Source organism: Paradesertivirga mongoliensis, assembly GCF_024436395.1.
Classification (GTDB): domain Bacteria; phylum Bacteroidota; class Bacteroidia; order Sphingobacteriales; family Sphingobacteriaceae; genus Paradesertivirga; species Paradesertivirga mongoliensis.
Genome location: NZ_JAFMZO010000004.1, coordinates 1 through 26,555, shown reverse-complemented (window position 1 = coordinate 26,555; position 26,555 = coordinate 1). Strand labels below are relative to the sequence as shown.

The window sequence follows — 26,555 nt, the reverse complement described above, 5'->3', positions numbered from 1 at the left end:
CGGGGAGCGCTTTATTTATGAAAGACAAAAAATCCGGCGGTCCGGGAAATAGGCTTAAACCTCGCTAAAACCCGAATTATTAAATTGATGGGATGAATTATTTTGTTCGGTGCGGTTATCAGACTTGTTCGACCATAAGCGGCCTGCCAGTTGTTTAAACTCAGAATTGTCGATTTGAATGGCTACCGGCTTTTTATTTAAAAGCACGGTTTTATAAAATGAAAAGTATTCTCTATCGTTTCTTACCGAAATAACCTGCCACAAATTAATGGCTAAAGATTTATTTACCATTCGCTCTTTTACTCTATAAGCAGCCCGGAGGTTTCATTGTTCTGATAAGAAAAAGAAAATCAAATTATTGGCAGGCTAAAATAAAAGGTAGATCCATGGCCCACTTCGCTTTCGACCCAGACACGTCCGTTATGCAGATGAATGATCTCTGCACAAAGATATAACCCTATCCCGAAACCCGAGATGTACCTGGTGTTTGTTCTTTCGACACGGTAATAGCGGTCGAAGAGTTTATCGAGATGATTGGAATCAATTCCAATACCGTCATCTTTAATGGTTACAATAACAAAATCCTTGTTTAACTCGGTACTGATTTCAATAAAACCGCCATCCTGAGAATATTTTACGGCATTACTCAAAAGGTTCGAAATCACATGGATGATCTTTTCGATATCTACCTGAGTGTGAATAGCTCCGGAAGGTCTGAAAGCGAAGGTATGTCCGGGAACGGTGAGTTTCATATCATCAATCACCTCCTGGATAAGTGCGTTTAAATTTACATCGGCCAGATCAAGGTAAAGCTTTCCCGATTCGAGCCGGGACAGATTAAGGAAACCGCTTATCATATTGGTCATTTTTTTAATCTGCTTTTCTGCCTGACGTAGCGCCTTAAGAGCTGACGGATCCTGGTGCCCTATTGCGGCTCTGTGAAGCAATTGGATATACGCTTTTAGTGACGTAAGAGGGGTTTTAAGCTCGTGGCTTACCATACCTATGAAGTCATTCTTACGCTGTTCATCACGCTTTTGATCAGTTATATCCAGTACAGAACCTATAAACCGAACTGGTTCGCCTCTCTCGTTAAAGAATACCTTACCTTTCGCCCGCACCCAACGCAACCTACCGTCTTCCATTCCGACGGTTCGATATTCTACATCATACTCGCCGTTACTAATCTCTTTATCGAACAGGGACTCTATTAATGCAGTAACTCTTTCTCTGTCCGCCTCGTGCAATCCGGGTACAAAATCGTGTTCATAACTAACCGGCTTTTGATGTGAAATTCCAAAAAGCTCCCGGCAACGGGCATCCCATTCCATGGTGCCTTTGATCAGGTCCATATCAAAGGTTCCCAGTTCGGCGGCCTTTTTGGAAAGACTGGCCTGCTCATACACCCGTTCAAGTTCTTTCTTAGCATTTACCTGATCGGTGATATCAATGCCCACAATCATAATTGCACCAGTCTCGCCAAGGTCATTTTTAACTGGCTGGAAAATGAAGTTGTAATAACCTTCCAGCAGTTCACCATCATGATCGAGTAAAGCCTTCTCTTCATTCCCGTAATAGGCCTCTCCTGTTTTGAAAATATCATCGAGGACGTTCAGAAAATGTTGCCCCCGGAGTTCTGGCAGAGCGTTATGCAGGGCCTTACCGATAATATTCTGCTTCTTGCCCCAAATGCGCAGTACCTGGTCGTTCGCGGTTTCGATTACCAATTCGCGGCCGCGTAAAATACTGATTGCAACCGGCGCCTGCTGCACCAGGTGCCGGAAACGTAATTCACTTTCGGAAAGATCTCTGTTAGTATTTAACAAGGCTTCCTGCGACTGGATAAGTTCCTCATTAGAGGCTGCCAGTTCTTCGTTCGCAGCCGCTAACTCTTCGTTTGCATCTTCGAGTTCTTCATTAAGAACTTTCTGTTGTCTGTTACTTTCTTCGAGCAGGTGCCGCGATCTTACCACCTCTGTGATATCGTTAGCACTAACAATGATTCCCACAACCTTTTGATGATCATCAAACAGTGGATCGTAGTGAAAACTGACAAACTTCTCAACCGGCCCCTCGGCGCTCTTTAAATAAAACGACTCTTCTTCCTGTCCGTAGGCTTCGCCGGAACTATATACCTTGCTTAACAATTCCGGAAATGGCTGATCGGCCAGTTCCGGAAGAATATCAAGGAGTCGCCGGCCGGTAATCTGAGAAAGCGGTGTGGCCCAGAGATCGGCTATTTGCTGATTTGCGATTTCGACCACCCATTCCCTGCCCCTAAGGATCATTAAAGGATAACGGGCCCTCATTATCAAATCATGAAGATTTCGTTCACTTTCTTCGGTTCGTTTTTTTGCAAGTACTTGTCCGGTTACTTCGGTGGCGACTACCATAACGCCCTCAATGTTTCCTGCGGCCGCCCTTATGGGATAGTTTATGAAATTGAAATATCCCGTTTCCCTGATGTTATTTCTTATCAGGTCCACTTCGGCTTCTTTGCCTTCATAGGGAATACCGGTTTCAAAAACCTGTTTTAAAATTTGCGGATAGACCTGGCCCTCCATTTCAGGCAGCGCCTCCAGGATAGGCTTTCCCATCACCTGATGTTCATCTTTACCCCAAATTGTAAGTATCTTAGGATTTGCCGCGCCGACCACCAGGCCTTCGCCGCTTAAGAGCGCAATTGCAACGGGAGCCTGTTCAACCAGGTTTCTAAACGTTGTTTCGCTTGCTCTTAATTCTTCCGTGCGATGTTTAAATTGATCTTCGAGCGTTTGATTGAGATTGAATAACTTTTCCTGAGAACTGCGGAGCTCATCGACCAGCCTGTTCAGCGCCGCCTTTTCGGCCGTCAACTCTTCGTTAAGAATCCGTTCCCTTTCAAGACCTTCGTCTATAGCCTGTTGCTTTAAAGCGATCCCGGCCATATCTTGCATGGCTATAAGAAGATATTCTGGTTTTTGCCGGTTTCCTCCAAGAGGTATAATTTCAGATTGGCAAACCGCGGGCTGACGGGCCGGCGACTCGGAAAGCGAGATAAGCACCGCTTTATTTGAATGCTGCGCTTCTGTTAATGCTTTAATTAGTAGTGTGCTCGAGGTGGGGCCAAAAACATCCTCCAAAGACCTGCCGCTAAGGTCATGTCCATCAAGGTTGCTTGCCAGTTTATAAGCTTCATTGCTCTGCACAAATGTGAACTTTGGAGCATTAGCTTTGACGATAATTTTTGGCAAAGCTGATGTAAAAAGCGCTTGAAAAAGCGGATCGGATAATATCATAAGGTAAATAGACGCCCTAAAATACAATATCTGACCCTAAATATCCAACAAAGCAAAATTTAAAGAGGTTGTAAATGCGAAAGGTCGTTTCGACTCGCGCTTCTTTTCTTACTTTCAGCTAACGGTATCTACTCTTACATTTTAAAGAACAGGCTCTCTTCTGAGCGCTGCTAAAAGCACGTAATTATCGTTCCTGGTCACCAATCTCGATCCATACCGGAGCATGATCGCTTGTTTTCTCCCATCCCCGTACATCCCGGTCGACGCCCGCCGCAAGCAGTCGCTTTTCCAGAACCGGGTTGAGCAGAAAATGGTCTATTCGTAAACCTGCATCTCTGGCATAAGCGTTTCGGAAATAATCCCAAAAGGTGTAGATCTTTTCTCCGGGCTGAAGTTTACGGATAGCATCGGTCCAGCCCTGCTCTATAAGTTCTTTAAAATGTTGACGCACCTCGGGTCTGAACAGTGCATCGTCCAGCCATCGCTCAGGTTTGTAAACATCCAGGTCAGTAGGCATCACATTATAATCGCCCGTGATAACCACCGGACCGTCCAGTTTGAGAAGTTCGCGGGCATGGATCTTCAATCGTTCAAACCAACCCAATTTATAGTCAAATTTGGGTCCCGGAGCAGGATTTCCATTGGGCAAATACAAGCAGACGACCCTGATACCACTAACATTCGCTTCGATAAAGCGACTCTGTGTATCATCATCGTCGCCGGGAAGCACTTTATTGATCTCTTCAGGAGCACCAATTCTTGAGAGTATGGCAACACCGTTCCAGCTCTTTTGACCATGCCAGATGGCCTGGTATCCAGCTTCGCTGATCGCCGTTTCCGGGAATTTTTCCTGAGGGGCCTTCAACTCCTGCAAACACACAATGTCTGGGGCAGATTCCTTGAGCCAGCGCAGAAGCACAGGCAAGCGACCGTTGATTCCGTTAACGTTATAGGTGGCGATTTTCATATCAAATCTGGATTTTTCAGTAAAAGCAAACATCCTGATTTTCGAATTAAAACAGCTAAAAAATGTCAGTTTCTTTTTTCGGGCGCATAATTCAAGATTTCAGCGCCATACATCATTCGAATTTCTATTTTTGCCCCCTTCAATATGAAGCAGCGGATTACACGACAGGTAAGAAAAACCAGATATGTACTATACAAAGAAACACTCATTGATCTTAAGGAACATATCTGGACCTTTCTGGGCGCCTTTACGGGCATTGCCTTAATTGGATTGATGCAAAGCAGGTTTTTCAGCAGCAATGATAACATGTTTCTAATCGGCTCATTCGGAGCATCGTCTGTATTAATTTACGGAATTGTGAATAGCCCGCTTGCGCAACCACGGAATTTAATCGGAGGACACCTGATCAGTGCTTTCGTCGGCGTTTCAGTGCATTTACTTGTCGCTGATAACCTCTGGCTGGCCGCAGCCTTATCCGTTTCAGTATCGATTGTATTAATGCAAATGACAAAGACGCTCCATCCGCCTGGCGGAGCCACGGCTCTTATTGCCAATATTGGGTCACCAAAAATCCACGCATTGGGGTATTACTATGTTCTTAGTCCGGTACTAACCGGTGTATTACTTATGCTCGCCGTAGCTCTGGTATGCAATAACGCCACTCCTAACCGCAATTATCCGGCAAATAAATACTGGTATAAGGTCTGGAAACGAAGTTACCGGAAACAGCCTGCCCAAACGCGAAAGCCTGGTGAGCACCAGTAAACCAGTTTTGAGTGCAGCATTTAATCTATCCTCATAAAAGAAAAAAACTGTGTAACCGATTGGAAGATTAGCCGTCTTATCTATCGTAATATGGTTTTGATTCTGCAATATCTGCCTAACTAATAAATGTCATGAAGAATATCCTGCTTCCGGCGTTGTGCGTAATTATTATGCTGGCCTCCGCAAACAACACTCAAGCCCAGAACAAAAGTATCAGTGGAAAGGTAACCGATGAGAAACGGGCAGCCGCAGAGTTTGTAACAGTCGCTCTACTTAAAGCCCGCGACTCGGCTTTACTGAAAACCTCTCTGACAGATGCCCTTGGAATCTATAAATTTGATATTAGCGACACTGTCGATCTGCTTATTTCTGTGACCGCCGTGGGATATGAGAAGGCGTTTAGCAAACCTATTTCTAAAAGCTCCGGAAATACTGTTGAGGTTCCGGTGATTGCACTGCAAAGAGCCAGCAAAAGCTTGAAAGAAGTTACGGTAACCATAAAAAAGCCTTTCGTTGAACGGCGAGCCGATAAACTTATTGTAAATGTTGAGGGAAGTGCAGTTGCGGAAGGCAACACCGCTCTGGAAGTTTTGAGAAAAGCACCGGGCGTATCGCTGGACAAAGACGACAATATCTCTATGAACGGCAAGAACAGTGTATTGGTGATGATTGACGGGAAGCCGACCTATATGAGCAATGCCGATCTTGCCAACATGCTCCGGGCTATGCAAAGTACCCAGATTGAAACGATTGAGCTGATTACAAACCCCTCTGCCAAGTATGATGCTGCCGGAAATGGCGGAATTATTAACATTAAAACTAAGCGGGATAAAAGCATGGGGGTTAACGGAAGTATCAATTTAGGCTCGGGCTATGGCAGAACTTCTAAATACAATGGCAGCACCAATCTAAATTTCAGAAAAGGCAAGATCAATCTGTTCGGGAATTATAACTACAGCAACAGGGGAAGTAAAAGCGATTTTGAACTTAACAGGAAGGTTACGGCTGCTGGTATTATAACAAACTTTGAACAGAATAACGTTTGGAATGCCCGGAGAAATAACAACGGCTACAAGGCTGGGATAGACTTATTTTTAAATAAAAACACCACTATTGGTGTGTTAGTAAACGGCTATAATAATTCGGCAGATGAAAAAACGGCCAGCGGAACATCAATATTCAACCAGGTAAGTGCGGTAGACAGCGCCATCAATGTTGCCGGCCGAAACAAACAGCACTATGCTAACAACGCATATAATCTGAATTTTAAAACCACCCTCGATACCTCGGGCCGCGAACTCACCATTGACGCCGACTATTCTAAATACAATGGCGAGCTGAACGAATTTCGCGATAGCTATTATCTTAATTTCAGTAATAGTCCTCCGGTAGAATTTATTAACAACCTTGCCCCTGCCGAGATTGAAATACTTTCGGGCAAACTGGATTATACCCATCCGCTATCTAAATCTTTAAAACTTGAAGCCGGCTGGAAAAGCAGCTGGGTAACTACTGATAATAACCTCAGGTTCTCTACGTTAACCGGATCTACATGGAACCCCGACAAGAACAGGTCAAACCATTTTATTTACAAAGAGAATATCAATGCAGCTTATCTGAACCTGAATAAAACTTACAAAAACACCAGTTTACAGATGGGACTACGCGCCGAGCACACTAATTCCAACGGCAATTCTGTCACTATCAGCAAAGAGGTGAAAAGAGATTATATTGAGTTTTTTCCAAGCATTTCGTTAAGTCAGAAACTCGGCAAAGATCATCAGCTGGGGGCGTCGTATAGCAGAAGGATAGACCGGCCGGGTTATGATAAATTAAATCCCTTTATCTTTCTGTTAGATAAATATACGTTTGAGCAAGGCAACCCTTTATTGAACCCGCAATTTACCAACTCATCTCAAATATCTTATACCTATAAGGGATCAACCACTGCTACACTGAGTTACAGTAAAACGCGTAATGTAATGACACAAGTTACCGAACAAAACGATGCGACCAAGGAAACTTTTGTAATGGAAAGAAACCTGGACAATCAAACAGTTTATTCATTAAATATATATGCCCCCATAAAACTGGCAAAATGGTGGAATCTTAACAGCAATACGCAGGTATTTAATATGGGTTTTACAGCCGATGTACTCGGTGAGCGCCTGAAAGCCAGTCAGACAGTATTTCAGGTTAACGTAGACAACCAGATTACGATAACTAAAACCCTTGGCGCAGAACTTTCCTCCTGGTATATGTCGCCCCTGCAATATGGGATCTTCAAAATCAGAAACTCTCCTTATGTTAATGCTGGCCTGAAAAAATCATTCGAGAATAATAAGCTGAGTTTAAAGTTAAATCTGAACGATATTTTTAACAGTATGCGGAACCGTGGCTCGACTAATTTTGCCAACATGGACTTTAACTTTAACAATAAATGGGAAAGCCGTGTATTAAACTTCAGTTTAAGCTACCGGTTTGGAAGCAAAGATATTAAGCCGGAAAGACGCCGGTCTACCGGATTGGAATCCGAAGCGAACAGGATGAAGAATTAGATAATTCGCTTAAACGGGGATGGAAAACCAGAAGGTGCTGCCTTTTCCGGGCTCACTCTGAACGCCAATCTCGCCATTGTGCCTGCGGATTATTTCCGACGAAATATACAGACCTAAACCAAGCCCCGAGAATTGCACCCCCGAATTGTCGACCCGGTAAAAACGGTCAAATATATGGCTGGCTTTTTCTTTTGCAATCCCAATCCCAAAATCTTGAACCGATACTTTTATGTGGCCGGGTATAGTTTCTACATGCACAATTATCTTGTTCTTATTAGGAGAATACTTTACAGCGTTGTTGACCAGATTAACAAGCACCTGATCAATCTTTTGTTTATCTGCATGCATCTCGGCATTCCAATCACCTGAAGTGACAATCTCATGCGTACCGGCAAAACGTACGTGATCGCAGCATTCTCTTATCAAGTCGACAACATTAAACGTGGTTTTACTGAGTACCAGCTGGCCTTTTTCTATTTTTGTGACGTTTAAAAGGTCGTTCACCAAGGCCCCTAACTTGTCGAGATTCTGGTTTGCCGACTGGAAGATTCTGGATAATCCCTCAGGCAAATCCGGTCTTTTATCGAAGTAACGATGCAAAATCTGGAAACCCGCCTTTACGCTTGTTAAGGGTGTTTTGAGCTCGTGACTAGCCACGCTTATAAACTCATCTTTCTGCTGTGCAAGCTTCACACGACTGGTAACGTCCATAAATGAGCCAATTCCGGCAACAATTTCTCCATCTTCATTTCTTATCGGAGCAGCGTTTATGGAAATAAAAATCAGCTCTTTATCCGGTGGTTGAACGGCAATTACATGATCGAACACCAACTGTCCTGTAGTCATGGCAATACTCATTGGATGCTCGCTTTCGGGCAAGGCAGAGCCGTCTAATCTAAGATTCTCCCAGTTTGTACTGAAATAGGTGCGTGTCAGTATTTCATCCCGCTGTAGTCCGAGGATTTTTTCGGCCATTGGGTTTGCATAGGTAATATTTCCCTCCACATCAATGATACCCACCCCTTCTGCCATTGTCTCGAGGATTTGAGTCAGTCTCTCACGCTCTTCACGGAGGCTTTTGGCTATTCTCTCCTTTTCTTCTGCAAAAGCTTTCAGTTGAAGTTTTGCTTTAACCTGATCCGACACATCGTAAGCCACTGCAAGAACATCAGTAACCTGCCCTTCTCCGTTTCGGATGGCGGTGTAGGTAAAGTTGATATAGACGGTTTCTACTTTTCCGTCCCTTGGCAAAGGCACTGCTTGCTCTCTGGCTTCAAAGCCTTCGCCAGTGTTGTACACTTTCTGGAGAATTTGCTCAAAGCCCTCATCCTTTACTTCGGGCAAACCTTCCATAACGGGTTTATTTAACACTTGGTCTTCGGTTTTACCTATCAGCTCGAGCATTCTTTTATTGGCAACTGATAGTATAAACCGCGGGCCGTTATAAATGCAGCTAGCAACCGGCGACTGGAGGATCATATTTTTGAAGTTCCGCTCGCTTTCCTGTAATGCCCGTTTAGACATAACATGATCGGTAACGTCTGTAGCGGTGTGAACTATTCCCCACACCGTTCCGTCGGGGTATTTTAAAGGCCTATAACTAAAATTGTAGTAAAACGATTGGAAGGTGCCGTTAACCAGCAGATCGGCTCTCTCTTCAACACTTTCATAAGCCGTTCCTGTTTTGTATACCGTCTCAAAATAATCAAAAAAAGGTTGTCCCTCCAGTTCAGGAACAGCCTGACGTATGGGTTGATCTATAATAGACAGATCTTTCCCCCAGGCCCTGAGCATAAGATCATTGACGAACTTAATCCGAATTTCAGGACCCGTATATATCGCGGTCATAAAGGAAGATTGCTCGAGGGCAATCCTATATATCTCCTCAAGGCCGTATTGACTCTGACTCATCACTGTTCAAAGAACAAAAACCTGGCGAAAAAGTTTACACTAAGCCGCCTGATGACAAGGCAAATATCGGGATGCAATCGGGCTTTACTAATCGTTTCGTCGTAGCGCTGTATTAGACTTAAAGACATTCGCCAAAAGTTCGTAAGAATGTATCCTGGCTTTATGGTCGAAGATATGCGAGGTTGCCATTACTTCGTCGATCCTGTTTTCGTCGACAAAAGTCTGCATTTCGCTTTTAATGGTATCCGGTCCACCGATAAAGGAATATCTAAGCATTTGCTTAACGGCAGCTTCTTCATAAATGGTCCAGATATCGTCCATGCGTTCTACCGGCGGAGGCAGCAAATCGCGCTTGCCCGTAACTACCCCCATAAAGAACTGCTGTACCGAAGTAGCGAGGTAATTTGCTTCGTCGTCTGTATCGGCGGCTACGACATTTACACAGGCTAATACATAGGGTTGCTGCAGATAGATTGAAGGACGAAAATTCTGGCGATACAAGTTAATTGCGCTGCTGAAATATGCCGGAGCAAAATGGCTGGCGAATGCATAAGGCAAACCCATTTCGGCAGCAAGCCTTGCGCTGTCGGTACTCGATCCCAGTATCCAGATCGGGATATCAAGTCCCTCGCCCGGAATTGCCCGCACCTCGTTACTGCTATTCTCGGCAGAAAAAAGCGTTTGCAACATTTTTACATCTCTGGGGAAACTGTGAACTGTTTCAAAATTCTCGCCTCTTATCGCTTTGGCAGTTAACTGATCTGTTCCCGGCGCGCGTCCCAGGCCCAAGTCGATCCGTTCCGGATAGATGGACGCCAGAGTTCCGAATTGCTCGGCAACAATGAGCGGCGAATGATTGGGCAGCATTATTCCGCCGGAGCCAACGCGGATGCGGGATGTCCCGGCAGCGACATATCCAATCAATACCGCCGTAGCCGAGCTGGCAACGCTGATCATGTTATGATGTTCTGCAAACCAATAGCGGTTGTATCCCAGACGTTCGGCATGTTTAGCCAGGTCAAGACTATTTTTAAAAGTATCTGAAGGTGTTTTTCCGCGGACAACTGTGGCCAGGTCGAGTACGGAAAAGGGAATATTATCTAGTGAAATAACGCTCATCTCTCATTATTCTAAATCGTTTACGGAGCAAAAATAAAGCTATGAGAGATAAGATAATGAGACTACGTATTTTATGACCGTGAGTAAACCGTTGGAGTGGGACATACAAGGATTTTGATAGATTGCTATAGCCCCTTCACCGTCCCCCGATATTCATCCACATTTTTATAAATCTTGTAGGGGAAATTATAGGGAAACTTACAAGGCGCCTCTGTAAGATCTTTTTTATAGCTGTCCGTCAGGGTATAGACAGAATCCAGCACGTCGAACTTATCATTATAAAACCTTTGCAGATTTTCTAAAGCAGCACCTTTCGTGCATTCACTGTTAAAAAAGTTATTCTGGCGCTGGAACGCAAACAGATTGCCGTTCTCATCAAAATAGCTTTTACAGGCAATAAACCAATCGTCGTTTGGGCTTTTTGGCATTTCAGAAATGTATACTATTCTGCCATTTTTATCTTTCAAAATATTATAAACCACTTCAACCTGCGCCGGATCTTTAGGCATTGCGCCGATAGCATCCTGCCCTCTGACTTTAGCCATTACTATAAGTTTCCGATCCTTATTAATCAAACTGTCAATAGTATACTTCTTATCTTTCAATGCGGTTGCGGGTTCGGGATCAGATGCTGTAGAGCAAGACATTAGAAAAAGCAGATACAACCAAGTGGGTATTAAAAATCGCTTCATTTAACAGGGCTTTTATCCAAATATAGCAACAGCAGGTATTCCGGCCAAACACCGCGAATGCCACTCTTGTTATAGCTCTATCTCCGGATTGAGATCCGAAACCTTATTTCTTCTTAATCCGGGCCTTCAAATCAGCAATCTGCGCTGTAATCATGCGACCAATGGGTTTACCATCCCGGTAGGTGATAACTTTTAAGGTAACCGCATCTTTAGGAACTACCAAAGGGGCGGTATACTTCGGATAAAATTTGTCCGGAAAGGAGTTGTCGAAGGTATAATGAACATCCAGTCCAGGAATTTCTGTACTTAGCTCCACCCGCAAGGTGTTATCAGAACCAGTTGAAGGCAAAAAGACGGGATCATACATGCTCGGAGCGTATTTTACTTCGGCAAGATCCAGTCTCTTAAAATGGTTCTCCACTTTGGTATAGAAGTTTGTCCAGTTCTTTTTGCCGGCTGGCGACCAAACCGATTCGGCGATTGCCATTGCGCGGGGCCATGTCATATATTCAGCATGGCGCATGTTGTAGATCTGCTCGGTCCACAAGTTGCCCTGACCACCTTTTATGAATCTGATATCCGCAATTCCTTCCCCTGGATCGAACTGATAAGCCTTACTTAAACGTAATGATGCGTAATTCTTTGGTTCAATGGCAATATCACCTTGCATATAATCCAGATAGGCATAAGTACTGGGGCTTATTACTACTTCGTGGCCCAAACCGGCGGCTTTTATGCCACCTTCAACACCACGCCAGCTCATTACAGCGGTAGACTTCGAGGGCGCACCTTCTAATATTTCATCCCATCCAATAAACTTCTTTCCTTTAGATTGTACAATGGCTTCTACGCGGCGGGTAAAATAGCCCTGCACTTGTTCCATGGTTTTTAATCCTTCTTTTTGCATCAAGGCCTGGATAGCAGGATTTTTTTGCCAAAAATTATGCGGAGCTTCGTCGCCTCCCATATGAATATATTCGAAGGGAAACAGAGCGGCCACCTCTGTAATCACCTTATCTAAAAATTCGTAAACCTTCTCGTTTGCAGGACACAGAGTATTATCTATCAAAGCGATTGGTGGCGCTCCTCTCGACCAGTCCATAATGGGCTCTCCGGCGCGTACAGAATATTTTTCAACTCCGGGAGTGCAAGACAGTTCGGGGTAAGAGGCTATTGCGGCGAGGCTATGTCCCGGCACATCGATTTCGGGCAAAATATTTACAAATCGATCAGACGCATAGCGAATGATTTCTTTAATATCTTCCTGCGTATAAAAACCCCCATAATCTTTAGGTTCGCCGGGCTGGGGATGAGAAAAAGATCCGAAGTATCCTGTTTTATTGACCCTCCAGGCACCCACTTCGGTAAGCCGGGGCAGACTTTTTATTTGTATTCTCCAGCCTTCGTCGTCTGTTAGATGAAGATGCAGCAGATTATATTTATACTTCACCATATTGTCGATATATTTCTTCACTTCCTCTTTGGTAAAAAAGTGTCTCGACACATCGAACATTAATCCTCTCCATGCGAAGCGCGGATAATCGGCAATGTTTACCGATGGGATGCGCCATTTGTTAGTTTTAACGATTTTCTTCCCTTCAATCTCTTTGGGGAAAAGCTGTAAAAGCGTTTGAACTCCGTAAAATAAACCAGCGGGCTGGTTGGCCCTTATTACAATCTGCTTAGGGTTAACATGCAACCGGTAGCCTTCCTTACCAAGGGTGATATCTTCGCTGGGGTTTATCTGTAAGACGATGGCTGCCTGATCATCTTTGGAAGCAATAGTTACCCGGGTTCCGGCAGTAGTAACTATCTTTTCCTTTAAAAGGGCTACGGTATTTTGCAACTCGTCTGATAAGGTCACTCTAATCGTTATCTCATCCGGCAGGATAAAATAACCTTCCGTCCTGGCCAGTTCAACAGGTTCGGGAATAATAGAGATTTTATTGTCGGGTTCTTGGGCCGAGGCCGAAAAGTGCGATAGAGAGAGGCAACAGCTCAGAAAAAGAAAAATGCGTGTAAATATCATATACCTGTATTATCAGACCAAAGTATGCATTATGTTAATTTGATAACTGTTGATGTTGTAATTTATTACTTTTTTTCGCGTGCATATGCCATCAACATCCGATGCCTGCAACCTGTTATTTATCGGCTGATACCATCAGAGTTAGCTCTGCCAACGATTTTCTTAAGTCAGAACAACTTATTTTAACAGATTTTGCATAAACTGAATCAGCTCTTCATTGCTAAAATCGGCCCCACCGGCATGCTCAAAAACAATCTGGCCCACTTTATTTACCATGATGGTTGTAGGAATTGAACCATCAAAAATACTTGAGGGAATAACGCTTGCGGGAGTGTGTACCGGCAAAGAATAATTTTTCTGCTCCATAAATTCTAGTGATCGCTGCAAACTATTGTCTACATCAACCATCAAAAAAACCATGTCTTTGTTATGTTCAAATTGCTGATAAAGCTTGTTTATTGAAGGCATTTCTGCAATACAGGGAGGGCACCAGGTGGCCCAGAAATTAATAAAAAGCACTTTTCCCTTTAAGGTGGATAAGTCTACGGTATTTCCTACCTGATCTAAAAACACAATACCTTCGGGCAACATTTTGACGGGTTGTCCTGGTTCTTTGGCCTTAACATCAGGTTGAAACAACCCAACTTTCATCAAGCCACTAAGCATCCAGGCTTTCGCAGATGGATTAAAAACCATTAGCAACAAAAAAGCCATCGCTGCTATAAAACCTATATTCCCCTTTATTAAATTTTTAAATTTCATTCTTTATCCTTTAAAGAGTTTATCGACCACCACAATCCCGAAAAATGGTTGATTACCATTCAGCTCAGCGGCTATAAAACTCCAAAGCCTATGTCGTATAAGCCCTTCTGATTGTAACTCGTGAAAGAAGCTAAGATAAACAGATAAACCATCTGGCATACTATTTCTTTTGTTACACTTTCTTCTATAATGAAAACATCGTTATCTTTCCTTAATTTAAATTGATGAAAGCGATTAAAATAGCCTGCTTCCTCTGTCTTTTTCCGTTCGTTATTGCATTCATGAATCCTGAAGATCTATTATTGCAACTAGAACAGCGGCTATCGTTATATCATAAAGAGAACCCATCTACTCACTTGTTTCTTCATCTTGATAAAAGTGTTTACTCGCAAAACGAAGATGTTTGGTTTAAAGCTTATGTGCTAGACGGCAATGTGATCGACAATGAGGTATTATATGTACGATTAACCAACGAAAAGAAACAAGTAATGTTATCGGAACAGTTTCCGATGTATGATATCAGAAGTCATGGCGAAATTCTTTTGCCCGATACGCTAAAAGATGGAAACTACTATTTATACGCTTACACCGACCGGATGATTAATTTTAAGGAGTCGGACATCTTTGTTCAAAACATAAAAGTACAACGAAACGTAGCCAAGCGCCTTGAGGCAAGTGCCTCGGTGACAGACACCGCTAACATTAGACGAGGGAAGCAGATCCAGGTAGTAGTAAAATTAAAAGAAGGAATCTACCTGCAAAAAGGAATTAAGGGAACATACGAACTTCTGGATGGCAAAAAGGTATTAAAAAGCGCACGGATCACTACTAACACTTTTGGCGAAGCGTTTATCAATTTTACATATCCCCCGCTGGATAACGAAAAGAGTTTAAGGGTGAGGGTAGTTTTTAACAGAAACTCCGATTATGCCGAACTGGAGCTTAACCTCCGCCACGAAGGTAATCCGGTTAAAATTAAACTTTTTCCAGAAGGAGGACATTTGCTCAAAGGATTTAATTCTAAGGTAATGGTTGAAGCCCTGGATATAAATAAGTACCCTGTGAGTGCCAATTTGAGTTTGATGGAAAACAACAGGGAAATTAAGAAGTTCCGAACAAATATCTATGGTATTGCTTCTATCACATTTAAGCCATTACCTGGCTCAAGTTATACTATTAAACATACTGATAACAATAATAGCGCGACCCAATATCCTGTTGATGTTGAAGACAAAGGCTATGCTTTATCGGTAACACAGCGTGGTAATAAATCGATAGCCGCAATAAAAAATCGGAGCGAGTCTGGAAATGCGCTGCTTGTTTTTAGAACTCTGGATAAGATCTTACTGGCTAAACCACTAAGCGTAGCAGCAGGCGATTCTATTGCCGTACCCTTTATTTTTCGCGAAATTCCTAAAGAAGTGGTCAGCATTTTTGTACTTGATGAATCCCTGAATGTTAAAAGCGAACGACTAATTCTAAATAAGCCAGGCCAGGAAGACTATAAAGTGAGCTTAACTACTCAACAGTCGGTTTATGGAACCCGGAAGAAAGTAGAGGTGAACCTGGAAGTTAAAAACGGGGAGGGAAAGCCAGTTGCCGCTAACTTATCGATTGCGGTAGTAGAGAAATCACGCATCAATTCTGAAACTTATCGCAATATTCTAAATGCCTATTATTATCGTTTTCTGGACGGAACAAATTGCAACCGCTATATCTCAGAAACAATAGAGAGGGATATTGATGATTTATTGATCACTAAAAACTGGCTAAATAGTAATACACAACAGGTTATTAAATATATAGAACAGGGTCCGGTTAAATTGTTTGCAAATACCGGAGGCGTTAGCGGAACTGTGCAATACAATTTCAAAAAAGCACCCGAACTTAAAAAATTTGTGATCCTCTCTAAAGAAAAGGGTGTTATTATTAATGTAAACCCAGATAAAACATTTTCTATAAGACCTCATAGCCTGCTGTCAAGCCGGAGCAACAAATGGAATCTTAAACAAAGTATTGAGTTTTCACAACTTTACACAATTGCGTATAATAATTATGATTTAAACTTCGACAAGCGTATTACTCAAGGCAATGCTCTATTTATTCCGGAAGTATTCAATGCTTTTGATAATAATAAACCCTCTGAAGTTACCAAAGCCGGCAACCTGTTAAAAACGGTTGAAATTAAACGAAAATCGCAACAATTGGTAACCACACAGAATATAGGCACTACCGGATGTTCAGCGTATGTTTGCCGAAATAATATCTTAAACTGTAAAAATCACCCGGGAGATATGGGCGTACCAGAAGAAGGCAGAGTTTATGCCTCGCCGCAGGGGCCGGTGGTGTACCGTTGCCGCACCACAGGTGAGGAATGGCTCATTAAAAACATTATAATACCCAAAGAATTTCAGGTAACCGACTTTGAAAGAGAAAAGATTGAAGAGCCAACATTTGAGACCACTCTTTACTGGAATCCTAATTTTGGAACGCCTGAAAGCGGGCAAAATACATTTACTTTCTTTAGCAATGATGTTAAAGCAGATTTTGTCATTATTGCACAGGGTATTGACGTAAATACGTTAAAACCCATGTTTGGAAAAACAACGTTTAGTGTGAAGTAGGCACTTATAGATATTTGGTCGCCCGATAAATTCCGAGGCCACGGCACGATCCATGTAGCGTGCTCAATTTCGCATTACAAATACACATACGTAATTCCATCCCCGCCCCTATCAGCATGCTCATCCTCTACCCGGTTTACCTGTGAGTATTTCCTTAAGTAATCCCTTATTAGCTTCCTTAAAATGCCGTCTCCCTTACCGTGAATGATCTTTAGATTCGAAAATCCCATCATCAGCGCCCGGTCAAGGTATTTCTCGATTTCGAATAAAGCTTCTTCCCCCCGTAAACCCCTTACATCAATTTCCGGGTTAAACTGTGCAATGGCGTCCGTAACCTGCGAGGAATAAGAGCGGCGTATCTCTTTTGGAACTTCTTTGCTCGTTATCTTCTGAACGCGTTTCCGCTTCACAACCGATCGCAGATCACCTATTGCAAGGATCACATTATCCTTGGTAATATCCATAATCTGGCCTACCGTTTCAGAATCTTCAAGTTTAACCCAATCGCCGGCCTTTAATTCGGAAGTATTTGCCGGGGCGAAAGCCGGTTTTTCTTTGACGCTATTTTTCTGAAGTTCCTGCTGAAGATTTTGTCGAAGTTTTTGAGTTTTTTCTTTATCTGCTTTACTTTCGCGTATTTCTGATATGGTATTTTCGACCAGCTTATTTGCATTCAGAATGATACTTTGAGCTTCCTTTTTCGCGTCTTTTAGTATCAGCTTCTTGTTTTCGTCCAGATAAGTTTTTAACCTTTCGTTCTCTTCAAGCAATACATTTACTCGCCGCTGCTGTTTTTCAACTGCAATTTTCTTTTCAAGAATTTCTTTTTTATCGCGTTCCAGATCAATTAAAAGCGTATCTACCTTTTTTTGATGCACTCCAATCTTATTCTTTGCGGCATTGATCACATTCTGCGGCAAGCCGATCTTTTGGGCAATCTCAAACGCGTACGAGCTTCCGGGTTTTCCCATCTCAAGAATATATAAGGGCTGCATTTTGAGATTATCAAAAATCATTGAAGCGTTTTCGAGGCCTTCTGCAGCATTTGCAAAAACCTTTAGATTAGAATAGTGAGTGGTAACTACGCCGCGGATATGTTTACGGTTTAAAGCTTCGAGCACCGCTTCCGCAATGGGGCCGCCAAACTGAGGATCGGTACCGGTTCCGAACTCATCTATTAAAACAAGCGTTTTCCCTCCGGCGTTTTCTACAAAATACTTCATCTTAGAAAGATGGGCACTGTATGTACTTAAATCGCTTTCGATCGACTGATCATCGCCTATATCAGCGAAAATCTGCTTAAAAAGTCCGATAGTTGAACTCTCATCCACAGGTACAAGCAATCCGGCCTGAACCATGATCTGCAATAAACCAACAGTTTTCATGGCAACCGATTTACCCCCGGCATTCGGGCCAGACAACACCACTACCCGCTGCTGCTCGTCAATTTTTATATTTAAAGGAACTACGGTGCTTCCCTCCTTTTTAAGGTTTAAAAACAGTAAAGGGTGCCTGGCGTTAACTAAATTGAGTTGGGGATCTTGAACTAATACCGGCATCTCTGCTTCAATTTGCAATGCAAAAAGAGCTTTTGCGCGCACAAAATCAAGCTTGGTGAGCAAGCCATGATACGAAAGTAGCAACGGTACATACGGTCGTAATTCAGAACTCAGGGCGGTTAAAATTCGAATAATCTCTCTCCGCTTATCGAATTCCAGATCCCTTACAAGGTTGTTTAACTGAAAAACCTCCTCAGGTTCCATAAAAACCGTTTGCCCTGAGGCCGACTCATCATGAATAAAGCCTTTTAACTTGCGTTTATTTTCCGACAGTATCGGGATACATAAGCGTCCGTCTCTTATCGTCAGGTTACCATCTGCTGTCCAGCCACTATTTTGAGCGTTTTTGAAGATCTGGTCAACTTTTTTCCTGGCTTCAGATTCTGCCTTCGCAATTCCGGCAGTGATGGTTTGCAATTCGGGTGAGGCATTTGCCCGGATCTTGCCTTTCTCATCTATAACTGCCTCAATGCTTTTAATTATTTTCTTCTCTATCGGGAGATGTTCGAACAGGCCTTCTAAATTAGGATACCGACCCTCGCGTTCGTTAAAATAGTTGATAACCGAGAAGACGGTCTGCAGTGAAAGTAAAACCTGATGGAGTTCCGCTTCCGTAAGAAAAGTCCCTTCAACCCTGATCTTTTCGGCCAGCGACTTTATATCGAAAAAATGACTAATATGTAATGTGGCATCGTTTTCCAGGATATCTTTAAACTCCTTCGTCTGGCGTAAGAATTTATTTATCTGGTCGAAACTCGTCATCATCTGAATGCGATCGACCATTTGTCGTCCCATATCACTCAAACAATGAGATTGTATCAGCAATTTAATCTCGGTAAATCCGAGTTTATCAGCGGCATTGCGAGGGTAAATCATCTTCTACTTTCCTTCTTCAACAACAATTTCCGCTTAAGCGAGTCGGTTTTCAGAGAATCTTTTTTAATTACCGGCTTTGGCGCCTTTACAGGCCTCTTCCAGCGCTTCAAATAAGCATCTGCCGGAGTTTTATACGACTTTCCAAAAGCGTACTTGCCTTTGCTAAATCTCGAACGAAATTCGGCAAACTTAATTTTACGTTGCTTTTTAGCTTCCTCAAGCTTCAACTTTCTCAGCTCCTCTTTTTGCTGAAGGGCAAGACGTCTTTGTTCTTCTTTTTGAAGCTGTAAGATCCGTTTTTCAACGTCAACATAAATCAACTGCAATTCATCAGGATGTTTGGTATAGTACTCCAGACTTTTCCGCACACCGATCGAATCTGTAGAATACTTCTTATATAAAGATTTATATGCAGATGCCACTTTAATCTCGTTCTCGGGGCCATACATAGACGAAGCATACCCATCGGCTATGTGCAGGTCGGTAAGCAGAGGCGTCATAGTCTCTTTTGGAAGCACATTTTTCGGGAGGCTATCGCCGCATGAGCCCAACAACACGAAAATAAAAAACAATAGCAGTAAGCGCCCCATTTGTTAATTTAGCGGAAATTTTCGCTAAAAATACATATAAATGAGCATTGCAGCCAACCTGAGTGAATTAAACAAAGAATTAGGTTCTTATAACGTGAAACTCATCGCCGTTTCAAAAACAAAATCTAATGAAGAGATAATGGAGGCTTATAACGCCGGACAAAAGGTCTTTGGTGAAAACCAGGTCCAGGAATTGGTTGACAAATATGAAAAGCTCCCTAAAGATATTGAATGGCACTTAATTGGCCATCTTCAAACGAATAAAGTAAAATACATTGCACCGTTTATTTCCTTGATTCACTCGGTAGACAGCCTTAAACTGCTAATCGAGATAAACAAGCAGGCGGCTAAGCAGAACCGCATTATTGATTGCCTTTTACAAATCTATATTGCTGATGAGGACACAAAGTATGGGCTGGGCTACGATGAAGCTATAGAATTGCTCCGCTCGGAAGAATATGCTGAGATGAAAAACATCCGGATCACCGGAGTGATGGGCATTGCTACAAACACCGGGGTTGAGAAGCAATTAAGGGATGAGTTTTACGAGTTAAAGGTACTGTTCGATGGACTGAAACAAAGCTTTTTCAGAAAAGACGATTATTTTAAAGAGATTTCGATGGGGATGTCGGCCGACTATAAAATAGCGATTGAACAAGGCAGCACCATGATCCGCGTTGGCAGCACCATTTTTGGAAGCCGGATTACTCCACATTGGAAGAATAATTAAGATGAACATCCGTATCCGTGAGGCTGTTCAAGAAGATTGCGGCCGAATATTAGAGCTTGTTCAGGAGCTGGCTGAATATGAAAAGGCTCCAAATGAAGTAACTGTAAGTCGGCAGGAATTTGAAGCTGCAGGATTTGGCGACTGTCCCGTCTGGAAGGGCTTTGTTGCCGAAGTTGATGGAAAGATTGAAGGGTTCGCATTATATTATATCCGCTTTTCAACCTGGAAAGGACCAAGACTGTATCTGGAGGACTTTTACGTTACCGAACACATGAGAGGAAATGGGATTGGTAAAATGCTGTTCGAAACCGTCATCAGCGAAGCAAAAGAAAAAAGCTTTAACGGAATGAGCTGGCAGGTACTCGACTGGAACGAACCGGCTTTAAAATTTTACAATAAATATCAATCCGCAACCGAAGCGGGATGGTTAAATGCTTCGCTGTCTAAAGAACAATTGGAGCGCTTTTGAGGTTGCTAACAAAGCCTTATAAATTCGAAAAATGGTAAACGTATTTAAGTTTGGTGGTGCATCTGTTAAAGATGCTGAAGGAATAAAAAATCTTGCCCGGATAGTTGAGCTTAACCCTGAGAAAAATCTGTTAGTGGTGGTTTCTGCCATGGGCAAAACTACAAATGCACTTGAAGAGCTTACCAAAGCATATACCGGTAAGCAGGCAGATGTACAAGACATCCTCAACTCCATTAAAAACTATCACGAAAGTATTATTAAAGAACTTTTCGAAGACAGAAACCACCCTGTTTATAATGAGGTGGCTAATACCTTCGTTGAAATAGAATGGATTCTGGAAGAAGAGCCGCACGACGATTTTGATTACACCTATGATCAGATTGTGTCGATGGGCGAACTGATCTCAACCCGAATTGTGAGCGCGTATCTCAACTATTCGGGCATAGCCGCCAAATGGCTGGATGCCAGAAGTTATATTCATACCGATAACACCTACCGGGAAGGAAAAGTGGACTGGGCCAGGACACAAAAATCCATACAACAAAATATACCGGCAATACTGTCGGATCAGGTCGCTGTAACGCAAGGATTCATTGGAGGAACATCAGAGAACTTTACCACAACACTCGGACGTGAAGGTTCTGACTATACGGCTGCTATTTTTGCTTCCTGCCTGAACGCTGAAGCGGTAACCATCTGGAAAGACGTGCCCGGAGTATTGAATGCCGATCCGAAATTATTCCCGAATACGGTAAAGTATGAGGAATTATCCTATCGGGATGCTCTGGAAATGACTTTTTATGGAGCTACTGTGATTCATCCTAAAACGATAAAGCCCCTACAAAACTCAAAGATCCCTTTGATGGTGAAGCCTTTTCTATCACCATTAGAACCAGGAACTTGTATAAAAGAGAGCAACGTTCAAATTACCCAGCCGGCCATTATATTAAAAAACAATCAGGTACTAATCAGTATTTCGACGCAGGATTTATCGTTTATTACCGAAGATCATTTATGTGACCTTTACGGGATTTTCGCCGCTGAACATATCAAGGTAAACATGATGCAACTGTCGGCAATTAGCTATTCGGCATGCGTCGATGCAGATGACAGAAGACTTCCAAAGCTAATGTCGGTTCTGGAAAAGAGTTTCAAGGTAAAATACAATACCGGCTTACAACTGCTAACCATCAGACATTTCAATAAAGAAGTGATTAGCCAACTTACCGCCAGTAAAACGGTGATACTAGAGCAAATCAGCAGGCATACTGCACAAATGGTGCTGAGAGATGCACAGGCATAATGAATTCAAATATAATTAAACCGGAGGTACAACGCTTCCTTGAAAAATACCTTAAGGACGATGTAAATCGGATTGCGCTTTCTAAAAGCCCCTTCGTTGAAGTTTCTGCGAGGGAACTGGCCGAGCAGCTCGATGGCAAGCAGCGCTCGCAAAAAAAGCTTCCATTATGGTTTTCTACACCCGAAATCGTCTTCCCGGCAAAGCTTTCAATAGAGCAAAGTTCATCGGAAGTAACCGCCGGATATAAAAGTAATCTGCTTAAGGGCGATAAGGTTATAGATTTAACCGGCGGCTTCGGAGTAGACTGCTTTTACTTTTCAAAAAAAGCAAAGGAAGTGATCCATTGTGAAAAGAATACCGAACTTTCGCAGATTGCGCAGCATAATCTGAGCGTACTGGGTGCAACAAATATCCGCTTTGTAAATCATGATAGCCTGCTCTACCTTCAATCCACCGAAGAGATTTTTGATACCATTTACATTGACCCTTCAAGGCGTATCGAAAACAAAAAGGTATTTCTTTTGAAAGATACAGAGCCAGATGTGGTGTCGCATCTGCAGTTATTTCTATCCAAAGCCACACGCATTATTATTAAAACCTCACCCCTCTTCGACATCCAGTCTGGGTTAAAAGAACTAAGCAATGTGAGCGAAGTGCATGTAGTAAGTGTCAAAAATGACTGCAAAGAGCTTTTATGGATAATAGACCGGGATTTTACCGCTGAGCCTGAGATAAGCTGTGTTGCACTTAGCGACGCAGATCAGCGATTATTTAACTTTAAGCTTAGCGAAGAAAAGAATGCGGACTCCGGACCGTTCTCTGAGCCACTTGGTTACCTGTATGAACCTAATGTGGCGCTGCTCAAAGCCGGATGCTTTAAAAGCATTGCAGCTCGATTTCCGATTTTAAAATTACAGACAAATACACACCTCTACACGTCGGAGGTGCTAGTTCCGGATTTTATTGGCAGGGTATTTAAAGTGAAGGCAGTGTATGATTATAAGACCTTTATAAAACAAAACACCATAAGAAAGGCCAATGTGATAACGAGAAACTTCCCACACGCGCCCGAAGAGCTAAAGAAAAAACATAAAATCAACGATGGTGGCGATGAATTCCTGATTTTTACAACGGTATATCCTGATAAGCTGAAGGTTATCTCTGCAACAATAAATCAGTAAAGAAATCATTGAAAATTATTTTTTGAACGCATACTTGAATTACTATATTTGCACTCCCTGAAAAGGGGTTTAGTTCTTTAAATTTTAGTAAAGGAGAGATGCCTGAGAGGCCGAAAGGAACAGTTTGCTAAACTGTCGTACTGGCAACGGTACCGAGGGTTCGAATCCCTCTCTCTCCGCAAAAATATATTTCGAAAATATATTTGATTAAGCTGCAAGAAATTCTATCTTTGCAGTCCCAAACCGGGAGCTTGTTTAAACAATCAAACGGTAAAAAGTTCGGGGTGTAGCGTAGCCCGGTATCGCGCCACATTTGGGATGTGGAGGTCGTAGGTTCGAATCCTGCCACCCCGACGAATGGCACTCACAAAGTGTCTCGAAAGCCTGTAAATCATCTGATTTACAGGCTTTTTTGCTTTAAGTCAATCCCAATCTGTCCCAAAGAATCTTAAAGTGTCTGGTACCTATTCGACTACCTGTTTTTGATTTTTACATTTGAGGTATTCAAAAGAGGTGCAACTAGTTGTAATACAGTATGTTGCGTTAGTAAAATTTGGTATTTTTTGCCCTGTTTTACCCTGTTTTGATACCGTAAATGATCATTTGGAATACCAAATAATCACAAAGTATATCAAAAGGAGGAATATGAAAACTACAAACAGCTATGGAATCTACTTCACCATCAGGCCGGATAAGATGAAGGATGGTAAGGCACCGGTTTATGTATGCATCACGGTAAACGGTAAAAAAATCTTTATGGCCCTGAAGCATTGGGTCAACATAAAGCAATGGGACAAGCGAAAAGGATGCGGCAAAACCTCGACAGTCGAAGGGAAAGATTTGAACAACTACCTTGAAGATGTTCGAAATGAGCTAGGTGATTGTTATCGCCAGCTACAGGTGAACAGAAAGATAATAACAGCTGAGGCCATTAAGCAAGCCTTTCAACGGACTGGAGAAGATGAACATACTCTTAGAAAGCTGATAGAGTACCATAATACGACCCAACAGAATACGCTTGCTTGGGGAACTCTTAAGAACTACTACACCACTCAAAAGTACCTGGAGCTATTTCTAAAGGATAAGATAAAAGCTAAGGACGTACATCTATCCGAACTCAATTACAAGTTCATTCAGGACTTCGAACACTACCTAAGAAACTATCAGCCACTCGACCACCATGCCGGCATGAGTAATAACGGAGTTATGAAACACCTCGAAAGGCTTCGCAAAATGCTCAATCTTGCTGTTAGGCTAGAATGGCTCTCCAGAGACCCGTTTGAAAAGTACAAAATGAAGTTCCTCAAAGTCGATAAAGAATTCCTCACGGCTCAAGAGCTAAAGATCATTGAAACCAAGGAAATGAAAGTTGAACGAATTGCAATGGTGCGGGATCTGTTTGTGTTTTGCTGCTATACTGGCCTTGCCTATATAGATGTCATTAACCTAAAGCCCGAAAACGTCATACAAGCATTTGACGGGAAGGATTGGATAAAAACGCACCGCCAAAAAAGCAATGTTCCTGTGAACACCCCCATCCTCCCAAAGGGCTTGCAGATACTTGAAAAGTACAGAGATAATATTCGGGCAAGTTCCAGAGGTACAATATTCCCCATGATATCGAATCAAAAGGTGAATAGTTATTTAAAGGAAATCGCAGACCTGTGCGGGATTAAGAAGAATATAACCTTTCACCTCGCGAGGCACACTTTCGCAACGACAGTGACACTTTCTAATGGTGTTCCTATTGAAACTGTGAGCAAGATGCTTGGACACACGAAGATTGCGACAACGCAGGTCTACGCCCGAGTACTCGAGAGAAAGATTAGTGAGGATATGGCGAAACTACACTTGAAATTAGGTTAATCTACACCTCTATGAAAACGAACGAATCCTATCTGCAACTAATTAGAGAATTAAAGCAGAATATCATACATAGCCGTTATGAAGCTTCCCGTCTCGCAAACCGTGAGCTATTAAAACTATATCTCAGCACTGGCATAAAGCTGTCCCGAAAAGCCGCTTCAGAAAAATGGGGCGCTAAAGTAATAGGTCAACTGGCATTGGATCTCCAAAATGAGTTAACGGGTCTTAAGGGTTTTTCTCGTAGAAACTTAATGAATATGAAGCAGTTCGCCGAGGCTTATGAGAATACAGAATTTGTTCAGTCGGCAACTGCACAAATTTCAAGTGTTTCAATTGTGCAGTCAGCGACTGCACAATTAGAAAATGATATTGAACTATTCTATTCAATCAGCTTTACACATCATCTAATTCTATTAAATAAGTGTAAAAACACAGAGGAACGCCTTTTCTATATTCGGAATACCGCCCTTCAATCTTGGCCTGTATCTATCCTCGAGCTGAAAATAGCTGAGAAGCTATATAAACATCAGGGAAAATTACCTAATAATTTCAATAGCACAGTCCGGGAGGACGTCAAAGAAACAGCATTGCAGTTGTTTCAGGACGAATACTTATGGGATTTCATGAACCTAGATGGTACAGAAGACGAAAGAGTTATTGAAACGGAAATTGTAAATAACATCAGGAAATTTATTCTGGGCTTAGGTAAAGGCTTTGCTTTCATGGGTAATCAGTACCGGCTTGAAGTGGATGGACAAGAGTTTTTTATAGACTTACTGTTTTACAATCGACATCTGCAATGTCTTGTTGCTTTTGAATTAAAGAAAGGTGAATTTAAACCGTCATATGCAGGACAGCTTAATTTTTATCTCAATGTTTTAGATGATAAGGTAAAGCTACCTAATGAGAGCTCCAGCATAGGAATAATACTTTGTAAGGAGAAGTCTAATACCATTGTGGAGTACGCATTTAGATCACTTGGTACTGCCATGGGTGCTGCGACATTTAAAACTACGAGACATATCCCGGATGCCCTGAGAGGCGTTTTGCCAGATGAAAGGAAATTATCGGAGCTACTGAATGCCTAAATGAGAATATATCGGTAGGTGATAATCTGTTAAGCCACCAGAAGCGAAGTCGAAAAACCGGTCAAGAGAATGTGGAATAAATAGCGTAGAGGCTTTATGTGTAATAGCCACAACTTGATCTGACAGTTAATAGGTTTTAAAAAGTGTCAGATGTTCTCTTCGAATATATAAAAGTTTCTTCGAACTCA

The 26,555-nt window shown here is 42.4% G+C and carries 19 protein-coding genes and 2 tRNA genes; 11 read left to right on the top strand and 10 right to left on the bottom strand.

Annotated elements, in window-relative coordinates:
* Positions 1-54: 54 nt before the first annotated feature.
* The 3 genes from J3P43_RS15545 to xth form a co-directional block, all read right to left on the bottom strand.
* On the bottom strand, positions 55-291 hold the full coding sequence (locus tag J3P43_RS15545) for a hypothetical protein (RefSeq protein WP_255904104.1): 237 nt from the start codon (positions 289-291) through the stop codon (positions 55-57).
* 59 nt (positions 292-350) lie between these two features.
* Positions 351-3,278: a PAS domain-containing sensor histidine kinase gene (locus J3P43_RS15540; protein ID WP_255904102.1), complete on the bottom strand. Its 2,928-nt coding sequence runs from the start codon at positions 3,276-3,278 to the stop codon at positions 351-353.
* Between the two features lie 184 nt (positions 3,279-3,462).
* Positions 3,463-4,245, bottom strand: a complete 783-nt coding sequence (gene xth, locus J3P43_RS15535; RefSeq protein WP_255904100.1) for an exodeoxyribonuclease III — start codon at positions 4,243-4,245, stop codon at positions 3,463-3,465.
* A 144-nt stretch (positions 4,246-4,389) separates the two neighbouring features.
* Here xth and J3P43_RS15530 point away from each other — a divergent pair, with 144 nt between their 5' ends.
* Together J3P43_RS15530 and J3P43_RS15525 are read left to right on the top strand one after the other, a co-directional pair.
* On the top strand, positions 4,390-5,010 hold the full coding sequence (locus tag J3P43_RS15530) for an HPP family protein (protein WP_255904098.1): 621 nt from the start codon (positions 4,390-4,392) through the stop codon (positions 5,008-5,010).
* Positions 5,011-5,141: 131 nt separating this feature from the next.
* Positions 5,142-7,568, top strand: coding sequence for a TonB dependent receptor (locus tag J3P43_RS15525; RefSeq protein ID WP_255904096.1), 2,427 nt, complete (start codon positions 5,142-5,144; stop codon positions 7,566-7,568).
* A gap of 9 nt (positions 7,569-7,577) precedes the next feature.
* Here the strand turns inward: J3P43_RS15525 and J3P43_RS15520 are convergent, their stop codons facing one another.
* From J3P43_RS15520 to J3P43_RS15500, 5 genes are all read right to left on the bottom strand, one after another.
* Positions 7,578-9,479 (bottom strand): PAS domain-containing protein, encoded by a 1,902-nt coding sequence (locus J3P43_RS15520; RefSeq protein ID WP_255904094.1) that lies wholly within the window; start codon positions 9,477-9,479, stop codon positions 7,578-7,580.
* Positions 9,480-9,566: 87 nt separating this feature from the next.
* Positions 9,567-10,598, bottom strand: coding sequence for an LLM class flavin-dependent oxidoreductase (locus J3P43_RS15515; protein ID WP_255904092.1), 1,032 nt, complete (start codon positions 10,596-10,598; stop codon positions 9,567-9,569).
* A gap of 125 nt (positions 10,599-10,723) precedes the next feature.
* Positions 10,724-11,290 (bottom strand): hypothetical protein, encoded by a 567-nt coding sequence (locus tag J3P43_RS15510; RefSeq protein WP_255904090.1) that lies wholly within the window; start codon positions 11,288-11,290, stop codon positions 10,724-10,726.
* 103 nt (positions 11,291-11,393) lie between these two features.
* On the bottom strand, positions 11,394-13,319 hold the full coding sequence (locus J3P43_RS15505; RefSeq protein ID WP_255904088.1) for a beta-N-acetylhexosaminidase: 1,926 nt from the start codon (positions 13,317-13,319) through the stop codon (positions 11,394-11,396).
* Between the two features lie 177 nt (positions 13,320-13,496).
* Positions 13,497-14,081, bottom strand: coding sequence for a TlpA family protein disulfide reductase (locus tag J3P43_RS15500; protein WP_255904086.1), 585 nt, complete (start codon positions 14,079-14,081; stop codon positions 13,497-13,499).
* A 224-nt stretch (positions 14,082-14,305) separates the two neighbouring features.
* Between J3P43_RS15500 and J3P43_RS15495 the strand changes: the two genes are divergently transcribed.
* A complete protein-coding gene (locus J3P43_RS15495; protein WP_255904084.1) occupies positions 14,306-16,705 on the top strand; it encodes a hypothetical protein in 2,400 nt (799 codons plus the stop codon).
* Between the two features lie 74 nt (positions 16,706-16,779).
* Here J3P43_RS15495 and J3P43_RS15490 read toward each other — a convergent pair whose 3' ends face one another.
* Together J3P43_RS15490 and J3P43_RS15485 are read right to left on the bottom strand one after the other, a co-directional pair.
* A complete protein-coding gene (locus tag J3P43_RS15490) occupies positions 16,780-19,140 on the bottom strand; it encodes an endonuclease MutS2 (protein ID WP_255904082.1) in 2,361 nt (786 codons plus the stop codon).
* Complete coding sequence (locus tag J3P43_RS15485; protein WP_255904080.1) at positions 19,137-19,730, bottom strand: DUF4296 domain-containing protein; 594 nt, start codon at positions 19,728-19,730, stop codon at positions 19,137-19,139. Before J3P43_RS15485 ends, J3P43_RS15490 begins: the two co-directional genes overlap by 4 nt.
* Before the next feature lie 40 nt (positions 19,731-19,770).
* On the opposite strand from J3P43_RS15485, the gene J3P43_RS15480 reads away from it, so the two are divergent.
* From J3P43_RS15480 to J3P43_RS15445, 8 genes are all read left to right on the top strand, one after another.
* Positions 19,771-20,460: a YggS family pyridoxal phosphate-dependent enzyme gene (locus tag J3P43_RS15480; protein ID WP_255904078.1), complete on the top strand. Its 690-nt coding sequence runs from the start codon at positions 19,771-19,773 to the stop codon at positions 20,458-20,460.
* Between the two features lies 1 nt (position 20,461).
* Positions 20,462-20,929: a GNAT family N-acetyltransferase gene (locus J3P43_RS15475; protein WP_255904076.1), complete on the top strand. Its 468-nt coding sequence runs from the start codon at positions 20,462-20,464 to the stop codon at positions 20,927-20,929.
* 31 nt (positions 20,930-20,960) lie between these two features.
* Entirely contained in the window at positions 20,961-22,232 is a 1,272-nt protein-coding gene (locus J3P43_RS15470) for an aspartate kinase (protein ID WP_255904074.1), read from the top strand.
* Complete coding sequence (locus tag J3P43_RS15465) at positions 22,232-23,413, top strand: class I SAM-dependent methyltransferase (protein ID WP_255904072.1); 1,182 nt, start codon at positions 22,232-22,234, stop codon at positions 23,411-23,413. Before J3P43_RS15470 ends, J3P43_RS15465 begins: the two co-directional genes overlap by 1 nt.
* 92 nt (positions 23,414-23,505) lie before the next feature.
* Positions 23,506-23,592: transfer RNA gene (locus J3P43_RS15460), tRNA-Ser, on the top strand.
* A gap of 101 nt (positions 23,593-23,693) precedes the next feature.
* Positions 23,694-23,767, top strand: a tRNA-Pro gene (locus J3P43_RS15455).
* A gap of 291 nt (positions 23,768-24,058) precedes the next feature.
* Positions 24,059-25,279, top strand: a complete 1,221-nt coding sequence (locus J3P43_RS15450; protein ID WP_255904070.1) for a site-specific integrase — start codon at positions 24,059-24,061, stop codon at positions 25,277-25,279.
* 11 nt (positions 25,280-25,290) lie between these two features.
* Positions 25,291-26,367 (top strand): PDDEXK nuclease domain-containing protein, encoded by a 1,077-nt coding sequence (locus J3P43_RS15445; RefSeq protein WP_255904068.1) that lies wholly within the window; start codon positions 25,291-25,293, stop codon positions 26,365-26,367.
* Positions 26,368-26,555: the final 188 nt, after the last annotated feature.

Excerpts from the sequence above, each read along its gene's own strand:
- J3P43_RS15475 (WP_255904076.1), top strand. The coding sequence starts at position 20,462 with ATGAACATCCGTATCCGTGAGGCTGTTCAAGAAGATTGCGGCCGAATA.
- xth (WP_255904100.1), bottom strand. The coding sequence starts at position 4,245 with ATGAAAATCGCCACCTATAACGTTAACGGAATCAACGGTCGCTTGCCT.
- J3P43_RS15495 (WP_255904084.1), top strand. The coding sequence starts at position 14,306 with ATGAAAGCGATTAAAATAGCCTGCTTCCTCTGTCTTTTTCCGTTCGTT.
- J3P43_RS15505 (WP_255904088.1), bottom strand. The coding sequence starts at position 13,319 with ATGATATTTACACGCATTTTTCTTTTTCTGAGCTGTTGCCTCTCTCTA.
- J3P43_RS15500 (WP_255904086.1), bottom strand. The coding sequence starts at position 14,081 with ATGAAATTTAAAAATTTAATAAAGGGGAATATAGGTTTTATAGCAGCG.
- J3P43_RS15485 (WP_255904080.1), bottom strand. The coding sequence starts at position 19,730 with ATGGGGCGCTTACTGCTATTGTTTTTTATTTTCGTGTTGTTGGGCTCA.
- J3P43_RS15515 (WP_255904092.1), bottom strand. The coding sequence starts at position 10,598 with ATGAGCGTTATTTCACTAGATAATATTCCCTTTTCCGTACTCGACCTG.
- J3P43_RS15545 (WP_255904104.1), bottom strand. The coding sequence starts at position 291 with ATGGTAAATAAATCTTTAGCCATTAATTTGTGGCAGGTTATTTCGGTA.
- J3P43_RS15520 (WP_255904094.1), bottom strand. The coding sequence starts at position 9,479 with ATGAGTCAGAGTCAATACGGCCTTGAGGAGATATATAGGATTGCCCTC.
- J3P43_RS15540 (WP_255904102.1), bottom strand. The coding sequence starts at position 3,278 with ATGATATTATCCGATCCGCTTTTTCAAGCGCTTTTTACATCAGCTTTG.
- J3P43_RS15510 (WP_255904090.1), bottom strand. The coding sequence starts at position 11,290 with ATGAAGCGATTTTTAATACCCACTTGGTTGTATCTGCTTTTTCTAATG.
- J3P43_RS15450 (WP_255904070.1), top strand. The coding sequence starts at position 24,059 with ATGAAAACTACAAACAGCTATGGAATCTACTTCACCATCAGGCCGGAT.
- J3P43_RS15465 (WP_255904072.1), top strand. The coding sequence starts at position 22,232 with ATGAATTCAAATATAATTAAACCGGAGGTACAACGCTTCCTTGAAAAA.
- J3P43_RS15480 (WP_255904078.1), top strand. The coding sequence starts at position 19,771 with ATGAGCATTGCAGCCAACCTGAGTGAATTAAACAAAGAATTAGGTTCT.
- J3P43_RS15530 (WP_255904098.1), top strand. The coding sequence starts at position 4,390 with ATGAAGCAGCGGATTACACGACAGGTAAGAAAAACCAGATATGTACTA.
- J3P43_RS15445 (WP_255904068.1), top strand. The coding sequence starts at position 25,291 with ATGAAAACGAACGAATCCTATCTGCAACTAATTAGAGAATTAAAGCAG.
- J3P43_RS15525 (WP_255904096.1), top strand. The coding sequence starts at position 5,142 with ATGAAGAATATCCTGCTTCCGGCGTTGTGCGTAATTATTATGCTGGCC.
- J3P43_RS15470 (WP_255904074.1), top strand. The coding sequence starts at position 20,961 with ATGGTAAACGTATTTAAGTTTGGTGGTGCATCTGTTAAAGATGCTGAA.
- J3P43_RS15490 (WP_255904082.1), bottom strand. The coding sequence starts at position 19,140 with ATGATTTACCCTCGCAATGCCGCTGATAAACTCGGATTTACCGAGATT.